General features: G+C 73.6%; 13 protein-coding genes and 1 riboswitch. Of the genes, 4 read left to right on the top strand and 9 right to left on the bottom strand.

The genetic code is table 11. From position 1 onward, the window contains the following. Window positions 1-13 precede the first annotated feature (13 nt). The gene (locus tag E4P43_RS12760; protein ID WP_135145836.1) at window positions 14-1,309 is read right to left on the bottom strand and encodes an MFS transporter; all 1,296 of its coding nucleotides are present in this window, start codon (window positions 1,307-1,309) and stop codon (window positions 14-16) included. Between the two features lie 314 nt (window positions 1,310-1,623). Next, window positions 1,624-2,346: a phospholipid scramblase-related protein gene (locus tag E4P43_RS12755; RefSeq protein WP_245159110.1), complete on the bottom strand. Its 723-nt coding sequence runs from the start codon at window positions 2,344-2,346 to the stop codon at window positions 1,624-1,626. 40 nt (window positions 2,347-2,386) lie between these two features. On the opposite strand from E4P43_RS12755, the gene E4P43_RS12750 reads away from it, so the two are divergent. Together E4P43_RS12750 and E4P43_RS12745 are read left to right on the top strand one after the other, a co-directional pair. After that, the gene (locus tag E4P43_RS12750) at window positions 2,387-3,658 is read left to right on the top strand and encodes an ArgE/DapE family deacylase (protein WP_135145834.1); all 1,272 of its coding nucleotides are present in this window, start codon (window positions 2,387-2,389) and stop codon (window positions 3,656-3,658) included. After that, window positions 3,655-4,326, top strand: a complete 672-nt coding sequence (locus tag E4P43_RS12745; RefSeq protein WP_135145833.1) for a metal-dependent phosphohydrolase — start codon at window positions 3,655-3,657, stop codon at window positions 4,324-4,326. The genes E4P43_RS12750 and E4P43_RS12745 overlap by 4 nt, the downstream gene beginning before the upstream one ends. Here E4P43_RS12745 and E4P43_RS12740 read toward each other — a convergent pair. Beyond that, window positions 4,262-4,543 (bottom strand): DUF4031 domain-containing protein, encoded by a 282-nt coding sequence (locus E4P43_RS12740; protein WP_135145832.1) that lies wholly within the window; start codon window positions 4,541-4,543, stop codon window positions 4,262-4,264. The genes E4P43_RS12745 and E4P43_RS12740 overlap by 65 nt on opposite strands. Window positions 4,544-4,581: 38 nt before the next feature. Between E4P43_RS12740 and E4P43_RS12735 the strand changes: the two genes are divergently transcribed. Beyond that, a complete protein-coding gene (locus tag E4P43_RS12735) occupies window positions 4,582-5,577 on the top strand; it encodes a Gfo/Idh/MocA family oxidoreductase (RefSeq protein WP_135145831.1) in 996 nt (331 codons plus the stop codon). An 802-nt stretch (window positions 5,578-6,379) separates the two neighbouring features. Here E4P43_RS12735 and E4P43_RS12730 read toward each other — a convergent pair. From E4P43_RS12730 to thrC, 4 genes are all read right to left on the bottom strand, one after another. Then, the gene (locus tag E4P43_RS12730; RefSeq protein ID WP_135145830.1) at window positions 6,380-7,162 is read right to left on the bottom strand and encodes a DUF72 domain-containing protein; all 783 of its coding nucleotides are present in this window, start codon (window positions 7,160-7,162) and stop codon (window positions 6,380-6,382) included. A gap of 193 nt (window positions 7,163-7,355) precedes the next feature. Then, window positions 7,356-8,987, bottom strand: coding sequence for a chaperonin GroEL (gene groL / locus E4P43_RS12725; RefSeq protein ID WP_135145829.1), 1,632 nt, complete (start codon window positions 8,985-8,987; stop codon window positions 7,356-7,358). Window positions 8,988-9,259: 272 nt separating this feature from the next. Continuing rightward, entirely contained in the window at window positions 9,260-9,460 is a 201-nt protein-coding gene (locus E4P43_RS12720; RefSeq protein WP_089306482.1) for a cold-shock protein, read from the bottom strand. Between the two features lie 229 nt (window positions 9,461-9,689). Next, a complete protein-coding gene (gene thrC / locus E4P43_RS12715; protein WP_209313857.1) occupies window positions 9,690-10,991 on the bottom strand; it encodes a threonine synthase in 1,302 nt (433 codons plus the stop codon). A gap of 12 nt (window positions 10,992-11,003) precedes the next feature. Then, window positions 11,004-11,130: riboswitch (SAM riboswitch) on the bottom strand. 57 nt (window positions 11,131-11,187) lie between these two features. On the opposite strand from thrC, the gene E4P43_RS12710 reads away from it, so the two are divergent. Beyond that, entirely contained in the window at window positions 11,188-12,009 is an 822-nt protein-coding gene (locus E4P43_RS12710) for an HAD hydrolase family protein (protein ID WP_135145828.1), read from the top strand. A 16-nt stretch (window positions 12,010-12,025) separates the two neighbouring features. Here E4P43_RS12710 and E4P43_RS12705 read toward each other — a convergent pair whose 3' ends face one another. Both E4P43_RS12705 and E4P43_RS12700 read right to left on the bottom strand, forming a co-directional pair. After that, a complete protein-coding gene (locus tag E4P43_RS12705) occupies window positions 12,026-12,898 on the bottom strand; it encodes an ABC transporter permease subunit (protein ID WP_135145827.1) in 873 nt (290 codons plus the stop codon). Next, window positions 12,898-15,744: an alpha/beta fold hydrolase gene (locus tag E4P43_RS12700; protein WP_245159109.1), complete on the bottom strand. Its 2,847-nt coding sequence runs from the start codon at window positions 15,742-15,744 to the stop codon at window positions 12,898-12,900. Before E4P43_RS12700 ends, E4P43_RS12705 begins: the two co-directional genes overlap by 1 nt. Between the last annotated feature and the right edge of the window lie 56 nt (window positions 15,745-15,800).

The following is a 15,800-nucleotide window of genomic DNA, read 5'->3' as shown; positions in this document are numbered from 1 at the left end:
GCCCTTCGGCGTCTCAGCGCAGCTCGGTCCCCTTGGTCTCCTTCAGCGTGAGGATCACGCCGAACGCCACCGCGGCGGCCACCGCCACGTAGATGAAGAACCAGAGCGGGCGCCCGGCGTCCGACAGCGCGGTGATCACCAGCGGCGCCGTCCCGCCGAAGAGCGCGACCGTGAGGTTGTACCAGGCGCCGATGCCGGTCGCCCGCAGCTCGGTCGGGAAGAGCTCGCTCATGATCGCCGGGGCGATGGAGGCCATCAGGGCGTACAGCCCCAGGCCCACGCAGAAGACGACGATCAGCGAGGCCAGGTTGTCCTGGACCAGGAACGACAGCGGCACGATGAGCACCGCCATGGCCCCGGACCAGATGAGCAGCTGCGGCTTGCGCCCGATGTGGTCCGAGAGCTTGCCGAAGGGGTAGCAGAGGACGACGAACAGCGCGGTCCCGATGGACAGCGCGATGAAGACGTCGGTCTCGTCGGCGTCGCGGAAGCTGATCGCGAACGGCGTCAGGGCGCTGAAGAACGTGTAGTACGACAGCGTCGACAGCAGCGTGAAGGCGCACAGCTGGAGCACGGCCCGCGGGTGGTGCTTGATCGTCTGCAGCAGCGGGTTCTTCGTCGCCCGGGCCTTCTCCGCGTTCTCCTCGAACTGCTCGGTCTCCACCAGGGAGCGCCGCAGCCACATGCCGACCAGGCCGAGCACGCCGCCGATGAAGAAGGCGATGCGCCAGCCGTAGCTCTCCAGCTGGTCGTCGCTGAGCACGCTGGTCAGCAGCACACCCAGCAGGGAGGCGGCGAGCAGCGCCGAGCCGGTGGAGACGTAGAAGAACGACGAGTAGCGGCCGCGGTGGGCCGGCGGCGCGATCTCGCCCAGGTAGGCCGAGGCGTTGGACACCTCGCCGCCCAGCGACATGCCCTGGGCCACGCGCGCGAGCAGCAGCAGGATCGGCGCGAGCCATCCCACCTGCTCGTAGGTCGGCAGGATCGCGATGACCATCGACCCGCCGGCCATCAGCAGGATGGTCAGCAGCATCCCCGCCTTGCGGCCCTTGAGGTCGGCGAACCGGCCGAGCAGCAGCCCGCCGAGCGGGCGGAAGAAGAAGGCCAGCGCGTAGGTCGACGTGGCGCCGATCAGCTTCAGCGCCTCGTTGTCACCAGGGAAGAACTGCCCCGCGAAGAAGACGACGAACGTCGCGTAGACCGTCCAGTCGAACCACTCGACCGCGTTGCCGATGCTGGCCGAGACCAGCGTCCGCACCGGGAGCTTGTGCTGGTCCCCCGCCTGCTCCTGCCGAACCGCGCCCGCCATGGTGCCCCCTCGGTCGTGCGGTCGTGACCCGGCTCACGCTAGAGCGGTCACCCCTGACCGGCACCTCGACCGGACGCACGAGAGCCCCCACCCGGCGTTGCGGGTGGGGGCTCGTCGATGAGGTCCGGACCGGATGACGGCCGCCTCGCGGCGGAGAGCACAACACGGCTCCAGGCCCCCGACCGAGGTCGGGGCGGTAGTCCGTGAAGGCGATAACCAAATGGCACCCGGGGGCACGATGCACCCGGCCCGGACTCGACCCACAGTACGCGCCGGGACGCCGCCGTGTCGCCGTGCCGGCGGTCACGACGCCCTCAGTTCAGGCCGCGCTCGTCCTGCTTCAGGGCGGTGTCCACGGTCAGCGCGGAGGCGATCACCATGCTGGCCAGCGGCTCCGGCAGCCGGTAGTGCACCAGGACGACGTAGCGGTCGGCCGTGGTGAACATCGTCCGCGCCAGGCCCTCCCACTTCTTCGTGACCCGGGCGACCTCGGTCCCCGCGGCGTCGAGGACGGCGAAGTCCCAGGCGATCCAGTTCTCCGCCTGGATGCTGCCGACCACCTGGTCGCCCACGACCAGGTCGAAGCGGATCCGGCCGAAGACGTTGGCCTGCACGATCTCGCCCAGCGTCGTCCCGTCGGGGCGCTGCACGACCACCCGCGACCGCACGAGCTTGGCGGGGCGGGTGAGGACCAGCACCGGGCCGCGCGCGTCGCGGACCTCGAGGTGGTGGGTGAGGAACTGGTCGAGGCTCGACAGCAGCCGCACGGCCTTCCGGACCGTGGACTGCCCGACCTGGACGACCGCGCCGACCTGCTGCCCCTGCCCGTCGTACACCGCGTACTCGTTGGTGAGCTCGACGAGCTTCGTCCGCTGCGAGACGACGAGCACCGGCTGGTCGTACAGCGAGGGCCCGCTGACCGCCTGCTGCACGGGCGCCTGCTGGAGGTGCTCGGTCCAGCCCTGGCCGTCCCACCAGCGGGCGGCCGGGCCACCCGCCGGGTCGGGGTACCAGCCGGGCGGTGGGGGTCGGGTCACGGCGGCCAAGCTAACCCGCGCCCGTGCCAGACTCCGGCGCATGGCCGACCTCACCGCCCTCGAGTCGCGGGTGCTGGCCGCCGTCGACGAGCAGTGGGCGGTGACCCGCCTCTGCGAGCTCGTCGCCGTCCCGTCGGTGGGCGGCTCCGCGGCGGAGAGCGAGATCCAGCACCAGGTGGCCGACCGCCTGGAGGAGCTGGGCTGCGCGGTCGACCGCTGGCGCATCGACCTCGCCGAGGCGGCCTCCGCCCCGGACGCCCCGGGCCAGGAGGTCGACCGGACGGAGGCGTGGGGCGTCGTCGGCACGGTTCCCGGCGCCGAAGACGGCGCCCCCGCGCTGGTCCTCGCCGGGCACACCGACGTCGTACCGCCCGGCGACCGGTCGCTCTGGGCCGGCGACCCCTTCGTCCCCCGCATCGCCGACGGTGCCGTGCACGGCCGCGGGGCCTGCGACATGAAGGCCGGCGTCGCCGCCTCGCTCGCCGCGGTGCACGCCCTGCGGACGGCGGGCGTCCGGCTCGCCCGTCCGCTGGCGCTGCACGCGGTGGTCGGCGAGGAGGACGGCGGGCTCGGCGCCTGGGCGACGCTGCGCCGCGGCCACACCGGCGACGTCTGCGTCATCCCCGAGCCGACGGCGGGGTCGGTCATGACCGCGCACGCCGGCGCGCTCACCTTCCGGCTGGAGGTGTCCGGGCACGCCGCGCACGCCGCGCTGCGCCACCGCGGGGTGAGCGCCATCGAGCTGTTCGCGCACCTGCACGCCGAGCTCCAGGAGCTCGAGGCGGAGCGCCAGGTCGACGCAGACCCCCGCTTCGGCGACGTCCCCTTCCCCTACGGCCTGTCGGTCGGACGGCTCCAGGCCGGCGACTGGGCCAGCTCGGTCCCCGACCGGCTGGTGGCCGAGGGCCGCTACGGCGTGCGCCTTGGCGAACCGGTCGAGGTCGCACGGGCCGCCCTGGAGGACCGCGTCGCCGAGCTGTGCGCCGGGCACCCGTGGCTGGCCGAGCACCCGGCCCGGCTGACCTGGACCGGCGGCGCCTTCGCCAGCGGGCAGCTCCCACCCGGGCACCCGCTGCTCCCGGCGGTCCGCTCGTGCGTCGTGGACGCCGGAGGTCCCGGGCCCGCGGAGCGGGCCGTGAGCGCCGGCACCGACCTGCGCCTGTACGCGGCCGCCGGCATCCCGACCCTGCACTACGGGCCCGGTGACCTCGAGCTCGCGCACGGGCCGCTGGAGCACGTGCCGGTCGCCGAGCTGGTCACCGCCGCCCGCGCCTTCGCGCTGCTGGCCCTGCGCACCTGCGGCTTACGGTGAGCACGCACGTCGGCTTCGACGCCTGGGCGGCGCTGGCCGGGGACTCCCCCACCTCGCGCACCGAGTGGGCCGCCGTCGTCGCCGCCTGGGGCGAGCCGCACCGGCGGTACCACGACCTCGCCCACCTGGCCGCCGTCCTCGGGGTCGCCGGCCGGCTCGCCGCCGGGGCACCCGACCGCGACGCCGTCCTGCTGGCGGCCTGGTACCACGACGTCGTCTACGACCCGCAGCGCTCCGACAACGAGCAGGTCAGCGCCGAGCGGGCGCAGGCCGGCCTCCGCGGGCTCGTGCCCGAGGACCGCGTGGCGGAGGTCGTGCGGCTGGTGCTGCTCACCGCCACCCACGACCCGGGTCCCGACGACGCGAACGGCGCGGTGCTCTGCGACGCCGACCTGGCCGTGCTGGCCGGCCCGCCGGAGGCCTACGCCGCCTACGCGTCGGCCGTCCGCGCCGAGTACGGGCACCTGTCCGACGAGGTCTTCACCGCCGGGCGGGTCGCCGTCCTCGAGCACCTGCTGGCGCTCCCCCGGCTCTACCGGCTGCCCGCCGTCGCCGGCTGGGAGCCCCGGGCCCGGGCGAACCTGGGCGCGGAGCTCGCGCTGCTCAGGTCGCGGGCCGGGGGAGGCGGGGCTTCCGGGCGCGCAGCCCCGCCGCCATCAGCCGGCTGAGCAGCTCCCGCGAGGCCACGGGCTGCGCCCCGGCCTCGACGGCGACGTCGTAGAGGTCCTCGGGGACGTCGTAGTGGTCTCCCTGGAACGCCCGCCGCGGGATGCCGAGCTCGGCCTCGACGAAGGCGTGCAGCTCCTCGTAGGACACGTCGCTGACCAGGTGCGACCACCGGCGGCCGCGCCAGGGCCACACGGGACTGTCGATCAGCACGGCCACGGGGAGCAGTCTCGCGCGCCCCGGCTAGCGTCTGCCCGGTGAGCAACGAGATCCGCTGGGGCATCGTCGGACCGGGTCGCATCGCGGAGAGCGTGGTGCCCGACTTCGCGCACGTGCCGGGCGCGCGGGCGGTCGCCGTCGCCTCCCGGTCGCAGGAGCGGGCCGACGCCTTCGCCGCGCGGCACGGCCTGGAGCGGGCGCACGGGTCCTACGCGTCGATCATCGACGACCCCGAGGTCGACGTCCTCTACCTCGCGACGCCGCACCCCCAGCACCACGCCCTCGCCATCGCCGCCCTGCGTGCGGGCAAGGCGCTGCTCGTGGAGAAGGCGTTCACCGCCACCACCGCCGGGGCCGCCGAGGTCGTGGACCTGGCGCGGGAGAGCGGGACCTTCGTCATGGAGGCGATGTGGACCCGCTTCCAGCCGGCCGTCGTCACGCTGCGGGACCTGGTCGCCGACGGCGCCATCGGGGAGGTGCGGTCGGTGCAGGCCGACCTCGGGGTGGCCCGGGAGTACGACCCGGTCGACCGGCTCTTCGCCCTGGAGCTCGGCGGCGGCGCCCTGCTCGACCTCGGCGTCTACGTCGTCTCCTTCGCCCAGATGCTGCTCGGCACCCCCGACCGCGTGGTCGCGACCGGCTCGGTGTTCCCGTCCGGCGCGGACGCGGAGGCGGCGATCCTGCTGGGCTACGACGACGGCCGCAACGCCGCCCTGACGACGTCGCTGCGGTACGCGCTGCCGGGCACCGCCCGGGTGGTGGGGACGACGGGCTGGATCGACGTCCAGCCGCGCTTCCACCACCCGCAGACCATCGTGCTGCACCGCAACGGCGCGGAGCCCGAGGAGATCACCCGCCCGCAGACCGGCGCCGGGTACGCGCACGAGCTCGTCGAGGTCACCGAGTGCCTGCGCGCGGGGCGCACCGAGAGCGCGGTCATGCCGCTGGCCGACACGCTCGCGGTGCAGGACGTGCTCGGCCAGGCGGCCGACCAGCTGGGCGTGCGGCACACGGAGGCGACCGACGTCGTCTGACCGCCCGTCCGGGTGATCCGCCTGCAGCAGTGGGCCGTCGGTGCCGATGGAGGACGTAGGAGCCGCACCCGCGGCGCGCGTTCGCAAGGAGCACACACCCATGGCACTTCTCGAGGGACTGGCCGCCGTCGTCGCCAAGATCGCCGGCGCGAGCACCGCGGCGCAGGTCGCCACCGGGCTGGGCATCGCCGCCGCCGGGGTCACCGGGGCGGGCGCCGCGGGCGCGCTGCCCGAGCCGGTGCAGGACACCGTGGCCCAGGCGGTGGAGACGGTGACCCCGTTCGAGCTGCCCTCGTCCGAGGACGAGGCGCCCGCGGAGGACGTGGTCGAGGCCGAGGAGCCGGCGACGGAGGAGCCCGAGCAGGTCGACGTCCCGGCCGAGCCGGTCGACCCGCCACCGAGACCCCCGAGACCGTCGTCGAGGAGGAGGCGGCCGACGAGGCCGCCGAGGCCGGGACCGGGGCCGCGCGCGGCCTGGAGAACGCTCTCCAGCACGCGAACCCCAACGCGCACGCCAGCCTGCAGGCGAACCTGGAGCGGCAGCAGCAGCACGAGGCCGACAAGGCGGCCCGCGAGGCCGCCAAGGCCCAGGAGAAGGCGGCCCGGGAAGCGGCCGAGGCCCAGGAGGAGGCTGCGCGCCAGGCCGCCGAGGCAGGGGCCGCGGCCCGCGAGGCCGCGGAGCAGGCGCGGGAGGCCGCCGAGGGCGCCGGCAGCTCCGGTCACGGGGCGGGCAAGAAGGACTGACGCACGCACGGCCGGCGGCCGGGGTCCCCTCGGGGGTCCCGGCCGCCGTGCGTCCGGCTCAGACGGGCGCCCAGGCCAGCCCGGTCGCCTGGTCGGCCGTGGGTACCCGGGTCGGGGTGCCGCCGGCTCGCTCGACCGCCTCGGCGAAGCGGACCGCATCGATCACGGCGGCGCAGCCCGGGTCGTTGTTGAAGTAGACGAGGACGTCCGCGTCGCCGAAGGTCGCGGCGATCCGGTCCGCCCACAGCTGCAGCGTCTCGGGGCGGTAGCCCCACTGCTCGAAGCCGTGGTGGAAGCGCAGGTACCCCCAGTCGGCGGTGCGCCACAGCGGGGCGACCGGCTGCTCGTCGCGGTCGGCCCAGCACAGGGCCGCGCCGTAGCGCTCGAGCAGGGCGCGGATGTCGTCGGTCCACCAGGACTCGTGGCGCGGCTCGACCGCCACCCGGGTGCCGCCCGGGAACTGGGCCAGGCAGTCCCGCAGCAGGTCGGCGTCGGCCTTCAGCGTCGGCGGGAGCTGCAGCAGGACCGTGTCCAGCTTGGTCCCCAGCCCCTCCGCCCGGCCCATCAGGCGGGCGACGGGCTCCTCGGGCTCGCGCAGCCGCTTGATGTGGGTGAGGAAGCGGCTGGCCTTGACCGCCCACCGGAAGTCCTCCGGGGTGCGCTCCCGCCACTTCACGAACGTCTCGTGCTCGGGCAGCCGGTAGAAGGCGTTGTTGCTCTCGACGGTCGCGAAGTGCTGGACGTAGTGCTCCAGCCACAGCCGCTGCGGGAGCTTCTGCGGGTAGAAAGCGCCGCGCCAGTCGCGGTACTGCCACCCCGACGTCCCGATGATCACGGTCACCCGGGGAGCCTTCCCCCCTCGATGGCCCCGCACACGGGGTTGAGCCGGACGAGCGACCCTTGAGCCGTGCCGTGGCGCGGCTCGAGGGTCGACCGCGCGGCTCGACCGGCCCAGGACGAACGCCGACAGGGGCGGCCCCGCCGAAGCGGGACCGCCCCCATCGGGACGTGCTGGTGCTACGGGTGAGCTGGACTCAGAAGTCCATGCCGCCCATGCCGCCCATGTCGCCACCGGGGGCAGCCGCAGCGGCCTTCTCCGGCTTGTCGGCGATGACGGCCTCGGTGGTGAGGAAGAGCGCCGCGATGGAGGCGGCGTTCTGCAGCGCCGAGCGGGTGACCTTGGCCGGGTCGATGATGCCGGCCGCGACCAGGTCCACGTACTCGCCGGTGGCGGCGTTGAGGCCGAAACCGGTCTCGGAGTTGCGGACCTTCTCCGCCACGACGCCGCCCTCGAGGCCGGCGTTGACGGCGATCTGCTTCAGCGGGGCCTCGAGCGCGACGCGCACGATGTTGGCACCGGTCGCCTCGTCACCCTCGAGCTCGAGCTTCTCGAACGCGACGGCCGTGGCCTGCGCGAGAGCGACGCCACCACCGGCGACGATGCCCTCCTCGACGGCGGCCTTGGCGTTGCGCACCGCGTCCTCGATGCGGTGCTTGCGCTCCTTGAGCTCGACCTCGGTCGCGGCGCCGGCCTTGATGACGGCGACGCCACCGGCCAGCTTGGCCAGGCGCTCCTGCAGCTTCTCGCGGTCGTAGTCGGAGTCCGACTTCTCGATCTCGGCGCGGATCTGGTTGACGCGACCCTGGATCTGGTCGGCGTCACCGGCACCCTCGACGATCGTCGTCTCGTCCTTGGTGACGACGACCTTGCGGGCGCGGCCCAGCAGCTCGACGCCGGCGCTCTCGAGCTTGAGGCCGACCTCCTCGCTGATGACCTGGCCACCGGTGAGGATGGCGATGTCGCCGAGCATGGCCTTGCGGCGGTCACCGAAGCCCGGGGCCTTGACGGCGACGGACTTGAAGGTGCCACGGATCTTGTTCACGACCAGGGTCGCGAGGGCCTCGCCCTCGACGTCCTCGGCGATGATGGCCAGGGACTTGCCGCCCTGCATGACCTTCTCCAGCAGCGGGAGCAGGTCCTTGACCGAGCTGATCTTCGAGTTGACGACGAGCACGTACGGGTCGTCGAGGACGGCCTCCATGCGCTCGGCGTCGGTCACGAAGTAGGGCGAGATGTAGCCCTTGTCGAAGCGCATGCCCTCGGTGAGCTCGAGCTCGAGACCGAAGGTGTTGCTCTCCTCGACGGTGATGACACCTTCCTTGCCGACCTTGTCCATGGCCTCGGCGATGAGCTCACCGATGGCGGGGTCAGCGGCGGAGATGGAGGCGGTGGCGGCGATCTGCTCCTTGGTCTCCACGTCCTTGGCGGTGGAGAGCAGGTACTCGCTGACCGAGGCGACGGCCTTCTCGATGCCCTTCTTCAGGGCCATCGGGTTCGCGCCGGCGGCGACGTTGCGCAGACCCTCGCGCACGAGCGCCTGGGCCAGCACGGTGGCGGTGGTGGTGCCGTCACCCGCGACGTCGTCGGTCTTCTTCGCGACCTCCTTGACCAGCTCGGCCCCGATCTTCTCCCACGGGTCCTCGAGCTCGATCTCCTTGGCGATGCTCACACCGTCGTTGGTGATCGTGGGGGCGCCCCACTTCTTCTCCAGAACGACGTTCCGGCCCTTGGGGCCGAGGGTCACCTTGACGGCGTCGGCGAGGGTGTTCATGCCCCGCTCAAGGCCGCGGCGCGCCTCTTCCTCGAAGGCGATCATCTTGGCCATGTGGTGATGTCCTCCATGCATTGATCGCTGCACGGCCGGGTTGGTGCCCGCGACGGACGACATCGGGTGACGCGGACTCCCTTGCGTCCGCGCGCCGGTGCCTCACCGTTCCGACCTGATTGGCACTCGGGAGTCCCGAGTGCCAGAAACGAGTCTGGCACTCGACCCTGGCGAGTGCAAGAACGGGGGTGGTCGGCCGCCCTACCGGGGGGACCCGGGAACGGCAGCGGCCCGGCCCCCCGAGGGGGACCGGGCCGCTGTCGAGCGGTTGCTCAGGCGCTGCGGACCGCGTCGGCCTGCGGGCCCTTCGAGCCCTGGACGACCTCGAACTCGACCCGCTGGCCCTCGTCGAGGGACTTGTACCCGTCCATCTGGATGGCCGAGTAGTGGACGAAGACGTCCTGGCCGCCGTCGACGGCGATGAAGCCGAAGCCCTTCTCGGCGTTGAACCACTTCACGGTGCCCTGTGCCACGTGTGCTCCCACGTTTCGTGCGTGCGGCCGCCCCACCGCTCGTGATGGGACGGGGTCTCTGCTCTTCCGCCCGCCGAACACGAACGTGGAACTCGAACCGCGGGAGAACGTACAGCAGAAAAGCGCTGGTGGGAGTACCCACGCGCACGGCTCATACCCGGATGCAGCGACTCGTGGTCGCCTGAACCGGGGAACGGCCCCGACCCTACGCCCTCCCGGGGCGCGGCGTTCAGCCGATCAGGCCCGCGGCCCTCGCCGACCTCAGCGACGGCTCCACCCGGTGCGTGGGGCCGACCACCGGCTCCAGCGGGTCCAGGGTCTTGAGGCCCTCTCCGGTGTTGAGGACGACGGTCTCCTTGGCCGGGTCGAGCTGCCCGCCCTCGACGAGCTTGCGCAGGACCGCGACGGTGACGCCGCCGGCGGTCTCGGCGAACACGCCCGTGGTGCGGGCGAGGTCACGGATGCCCTGCACGATCTCGTCGTCGCCCACGCGGGCGACCGAACCACCGGTGCGGCGGATGGCGTCCAAGGCGTAGGGGCCGTCGGCGGGGTTGCCGATGTTGAGCGACTTCGCGATCCCGGTCGGCTTGACCGGCTTCACGACGTCCCACCCGTTGTCGAAGGCGGTCGCGATCGGGTCGCAGCCCGCGGACTGGGCGCCGAAGATCGTCCACTCGGTCGCCTCGACGATGCCGGCGGCGGTGAGCTCGCGGAAGGCCTTGTCCACCTTGGTGAGCAGCGAGCCCGACGCCATGGGGATGACGACCTGGGCCGGGATCCGCCAGCCGAGCTGCTCGGCGATCTCGTAGCCCATCGTCTTGGAGCCCTCGGCGTAGTAGGGCCGCACGTTCTGGTTGACGAAGGCGGTGTCCTCGAACTCGTCGGTCTCGGCGAGCTCGCTGGTGAGCCGGTTGACGTCGTCGTAGGAGCCGTCGACGGCGACCAGCGTCTGGCCGTAGACGGCCGACTGCACGACCTTGCCCGGCTCGAGGTCGCTCGGGATGAACACGTAGGAGGGCAGCCCGACGCGGGCGGCGTGCGCGGCGACGGAGTTGGCCAGGTTGCCGGTGGAGGCCGCGGCGATCTTCCGGTAGCCCAGGCCCTTGGCCGCGGTGGCGGCGAGGCTGACGACGCGGTCCTTGAAGGAGTGGGTGGGGTTCGCGGAGTCGTCCTTGACCCACAGGCCGCCGGTCAGCCCGAGCTCCTCGGCCAGCCGGTCGGCGCGGACCAGCGGCGTCATGCCGGGGTCGAGCGAGACGCGGGAGGCGGGGTCCTGGCCCACGGGCAGGAGGGCCACGTAGCGCCAGATGTTCTGCGGGCCGGCCTCGATCTGCTCCCGGGTGACGGCCTTCATCACCTCGGGGTCGTAGTCGACCTCCAGCGGGCCGAAGCACTCGGCGCAGGCGTGCTCGGCGATCAGGCCGAAGGTGGCGCCGCAGTTGCGGCAGACCAGCCCGCGGGCCGGACACGGGGGAACCGGGCCACCGGCGCTGGAGTCGGCCTGGACGGATCCGGGAGCGGTCAGAGTCATGCGACGACTACCTCCTCATCTTCCCCGCGTCGGGCCGTCGAGCCGCGCAGGACGGAATTGGCACCTCCCGCTGCGCGAGCGCAGTCGGCGGTTGCCGGGGCTTCGTCGGGCCGTGTCCCTCTGCCCCTCTGGATGAGTGAACAGCCGCACTCTACCCAGTCGCGGGCGCCGACCGGCGAGCGGACAGGATGGCCAGGTGAGCGCGCGCGTCGTCTACACCGATCTCGACGGGACGATGGTCGGTCCCCGGGGCTCCTTCTGGCACACGGCGGGGCGCGAGCTCACCGACGGGCCGGCCGCGGCGCTGCTGGAGCTGCACCGGGCCGGCGTCGCCCTGGTGCTGGTTAGCGGCCGCACCTACGAGCAGGTCGTGGAGGCGGCTCGGATCTTCGCCGCCGACGGCGCGATCGCGGAGCTGGGCGCCACGATCGGCTGGGGTGCCGGCCGCACGCCGCACCGGCTCCGCGGCGAGCTGCCCGAGGAGTACGGCAACCGGACGCCGATGGACGTGATGGCCTCCCTCGGCGTCGTCGAGGAGCTGATCGCCGCCCACCCCGGCCGCCTGGAGTGGCACGCGCCGTGGCACGCCACGCACGACACCGACGCCCTGCTGCGCGGGCGGGTCGACCCGCTCGCCGTCGACGCGTGGCTGGCCGAGCGGGGCGCGGGCTGGCTGACCCTCAAGGACAACGGCGCGATCCCGGCGGCGTCCTGGATGGGGCTGGACGACGACGCCGCTCCCCCGCGGGTCTACCACCTGATGCCGCGCGGCATCTCCAAGGGCGCGGCCATCGCCTGGGACCTCGAGCGCCGCGACCTCTCCCCCGACGACGCGGTCGCGATCGGTGACAGCGTCAGCGACCTGGACATGGCGCCGGCCGTCGGGCGGCTGTTCATCACCGCGAACGGGGCCGCGGTCGACGGCATGACCGGGCTGATGACCGCCGTCCCCAACGTGACGGTCACCGACGGCGCGATGGGCGAGGGCTGGGCCCAGGCGGTCCGCGCCAGCTTGTAGCGCCGTCCGCGCCCGACTAGCTGGTGACGTCTCTCCGCGCGAAGTGGCGGAAGCCCAGCGCCGTGAAGATGGCGACGTAGACCAGCGACTGGATGACGCCGCGGAACATGTCGCCCGAGTCGATCGGCGTCTGCAGCAGGTCGGTCCAGGCGAACTCCTCCGCCGTGGGGAACCAGTCGCGGATCGCGCCGAGCTGCTCCACCTGGTCGAGGATCGCGAAGACCACCATCGTGAAGACCGCACCACCGACGGCGGCCAGCGGCGCGTCGGTGATCGTCGAGAACCAGAACGCCAGCGCCCCCACCACCAGCAGGTGGACGGCGAGGTAGCCGAGCATCCCGGCCAGCCGCAGCATGCCGTCGCCCTGGTCGAGGGTGACGCCGACCGGGGTCTGGATGTCGTCGAAGCCGAACGCGAGGCCGCCGGCGACCACCGCCACCGCGGCGAGCGTCAGCAGGGCCGCCACCGACTGCACCAGCGCGGCGAACCACTTCTGCCGGAGCAGCCGCATGCGGGGCACCGGGGTGGCCAGCGCGTAGCGCAGCGAGCCCCACTGCGCCTCGGTGGCCACGGTGTCCCCGAAGAACAGGGCGTAGACGACGACCAGGAAGAACCCGGTGGTCGCGAACAGCACGAACAGCGTGAAGTTCAGCCCGCTGGAGGTGGCGACGTCGACCAGGTTGATCCGGTCGTTGGACTCGGCCTCCTCGTTCGCGCCCAGCTTCAGCGCGGCGATGAGGACCAGCGGCAGCGCGGCCATGAGCAGGAAGACGCCCATGGTGCGGCGCCGCTTGAACTGCCGGCGGAGCTCCACCGACAGCCGCAGGGTGCGGTCCGGCCGGTAGCCCTTGACCGCACCGGTCGGCTGCACGTGGTCGGTCGTGCTCATCAGCTCTCCCCCACCAGCGCGAGGAATGCGTCCTCGAGCCGTCGTCGCGGCGTGAACTGGTCGACGGCGATGCCCGCGGACACGAGCGCCTGCAGCGCGTCGGACCGCCGGGCGCCGTCCAGCTCGGCGACCAGGCCCTCGTCGGTGCGGGCGGCGGTCACGCCCGGCACGGTGCCGAGCACGGCGACCGCCCGGTCGGTGTCGGCGTCGTCGGCCAGGCCGACCAGCACCGACCCACCGGTGCCGACGATCTCCTCGACCGTGCCCTGCACGATCTTCTGGCCCTTCGCCATGACGACGACGTGGCTGCACGTCTGCTCGATCTCGCTGAGCAGGTGGCTGGAGACGATGACGGTGCGCCCGGTGGCCGCGTAGTCGCGCAGCACCTCGCGCATGGCGTGGATCTGCGGCGGGTCCAGCCCGTTGGTCGGCTCGTCGAGCACCAGCAGGTCGGGCAGGCCGAGCATCGCCTGCGCGATGGCGACGCGCTGGCGCATGCCCTGGCTGTAGCGGCGCACCGGGCGGTCGAGCGCGGCACCGAGCCCGGCGACGGCGATGGCCTCCTCCATGTGCGCGTCCTCGGCCGGCCGGCCGGTCGCAGCCCAGTAGAGGGTCAGGTTGTCGCGGCCGGAGAGGTGCGGCTGCAGCCCCGTGCCCTCGACGAAGGACCCCAGCCGGGACAGCACCGGGGCGCCCGGTCCCGCCGCGTGGCCGAAGATGCTGATCCGGCCCTCGGTGGGCTTGATCAGGCCCATGAGCATGCGCAGCGACGTCGTCTTGCCGGCGCCGTTGGGGCCGAGCAGGCCGAGCACCTGGCCGCGGCGCACCTCGAAGGACAGGTCGCGCACGGCGACGAAGCCGTCCTTGTAGGCCTTGGTCACGCCCTCGAAGCGCAGCGGCACGTCCTCGCCGTCGGGGTCGGCGGCCGAGACCTGGCGACGACGCCGGGCGCCCCACCACTGCGCCGCCAGCCACCCCAGCAGCCCGAGCGCGGCGAGCACGCCGAGCAGCACCCACCAGCGCGAGGTCCCGCCGGTGTTCTCCGTCTGCCCGCTCACCTCGGGGACCGCCAGGTCGGCCGACGCCAGGCCCACGGAGTAGGCCCCCGCGGCCGTCGGGAGCGCGAAGCCCTGGTCGGTGGAGGAGACGACGACCCGCATGCTGTGGCCGGTCTCGAACCGGTGCACGATGCCCGGCAGGGTGACACTCACCCGCGTGGGCGCGGCGGGGTCGGTGGAGATGCCGGTGAGGGCGAGCGGCGCCACGAGCCCGCTGGGCAGCGTGGTGCTCCCGTCGGGCGCGACGTCGTAGAGCTTGGCGAACAGCGTGGCCGAGCCGCCGGGGGCCGCGACCAGCAGGTCGACGGTCGAGGCGCCGACCACCTCGACGGGGGCGTCCAGCGGCGCGCTGTCGAACGCGGCGAACTGGCCCGGGATCTCCAGCGTCGTCCCGCCCAGCGCCGAGGCGAGCGCGCCGAGGCCGGGCACGGTGGTGAGGGAGGCAGGGGTGCCGCCGGCCGGGTTGACCACCGGCTGCAGCGGTCCCTCGACCGACACCTCGCGCCGGGCGGCCGGCTCCTCGCCGTCCAGGCCCGGGTAGCGGTCGGCGACGACGGTCCGGCTGCCGCCCTGCACCCGGCCGAACGTGGCGCCGAGGCCGGTGGGCGCCGGGAACTCGAAGCCGGTGCCGGGGTCCTGGCCCCGGGCGGGGTCGTCGGCGGAGCGGAGGTGCCAGTCGAACCAGCCGGCCACCTGCTCCCGCAGCGCCTCGGTCTGGTTCTCCGACGACGCGGAGTCGTGGCCGCCGGCGAACCAGACGACCTTCACCGGCGTGCCGTCGGCGGCGATGCCGCGGGCGTTGGCGTCGGCCTGGCCGAGCCCGAACAGGGAGTCCTGCGTGCCCTGGACCAGGAGCGTGGGCGCGTCGATGCGGTCGAGGACGCCCGCCGGGCTGCTGCGGTCGAGCACCGCGGCGATCTCGGGCGTGAGCGTGCCCGCCTCGGCGGCGGCCTGGTAGGCGGCGCAGATGTCGGCGCGGAAGCGGCCGCAGGTGAGCAGCTGCTCCACGGCCTCGGGGTTCTGCGCGGCGCGCTCGAGGAGCTCGGGCGGGATGCCGTCGGCCACCCGGCCGCCGGCCGCGGCACCGTCCGCGCCCGCGGTCTCACCGCCCCCGCCGCCGAGACCGCCCAGCAGGCCACCGGACGGGGACGCGCCGATGCCGAAGAAGAGGCCGGCCCACAGCCGCTTGTAGACGCCGGCGCCCTCCGACTGCGGCGTGGCCGCGACGGTGCCGGCGTCGGTGGTGCCGGTCTGCGAGGGGAACAGCGAGGTGGTCAGCGAGTTCCAGGTGATCTGCGGCGCGATGGCGTCGACGCGGTCGTCGTAGGCGGCGCCCAGCAGCGCGAGCGCGCCGCCGTAGGAGCCGCCGGCTACGCCGACGCGCGGGTCGCCGTCGGAGTCGAGCTGCACGTCGTCCCGCTCGGCGAGCAGGTCCAGCAGCGTCGAGAGGTCGGCGACCTCGTAGCGCGGGTCGTTGAGCCCGATCTGGCCGGTGCTCTCGCCGAACCCGCGGGCGGAGTAGGTGAGGACGACGTAGCCGCGCTCGGCGAGGTCCCGCGCGTCGTCGGCCACGGAGCGCTTGCTGCCGCCGAAGCCGTGCGCGAGGACCACGGCGGGGGCCGGCTCGTCGCCGTCCGGCAGGTAGAGGGTGGTGTCGAGCTCCACCGCGTCCGCGCCGCTGCCCGAAGGCACCCGCGCGTCCTCCGTGCGGACCTCCGCGGCTGCTGCCGGCGGTGCCAGGACGACGGTGGCGGGGGTCAGGCCGACGGCGAGGAGGGCGGCGACCACGGCGCGCCCGCCCGCACGCGCGGGACCACGGTGGGAGCGCACGAAGCGCCCAACGG

This window comes from Blastococcus sp. TF02A-35 (assembly GCF_004571075.1).
Taxonomy (GTDB): Bacteria; Actinomycetota; Actinomycetes; order Mycobacteriales; family Geodermatophilaceae; genus Blastococcus.
This window is presented reverse-complemented; position numbering and strand designations above follow the sequence as displayed.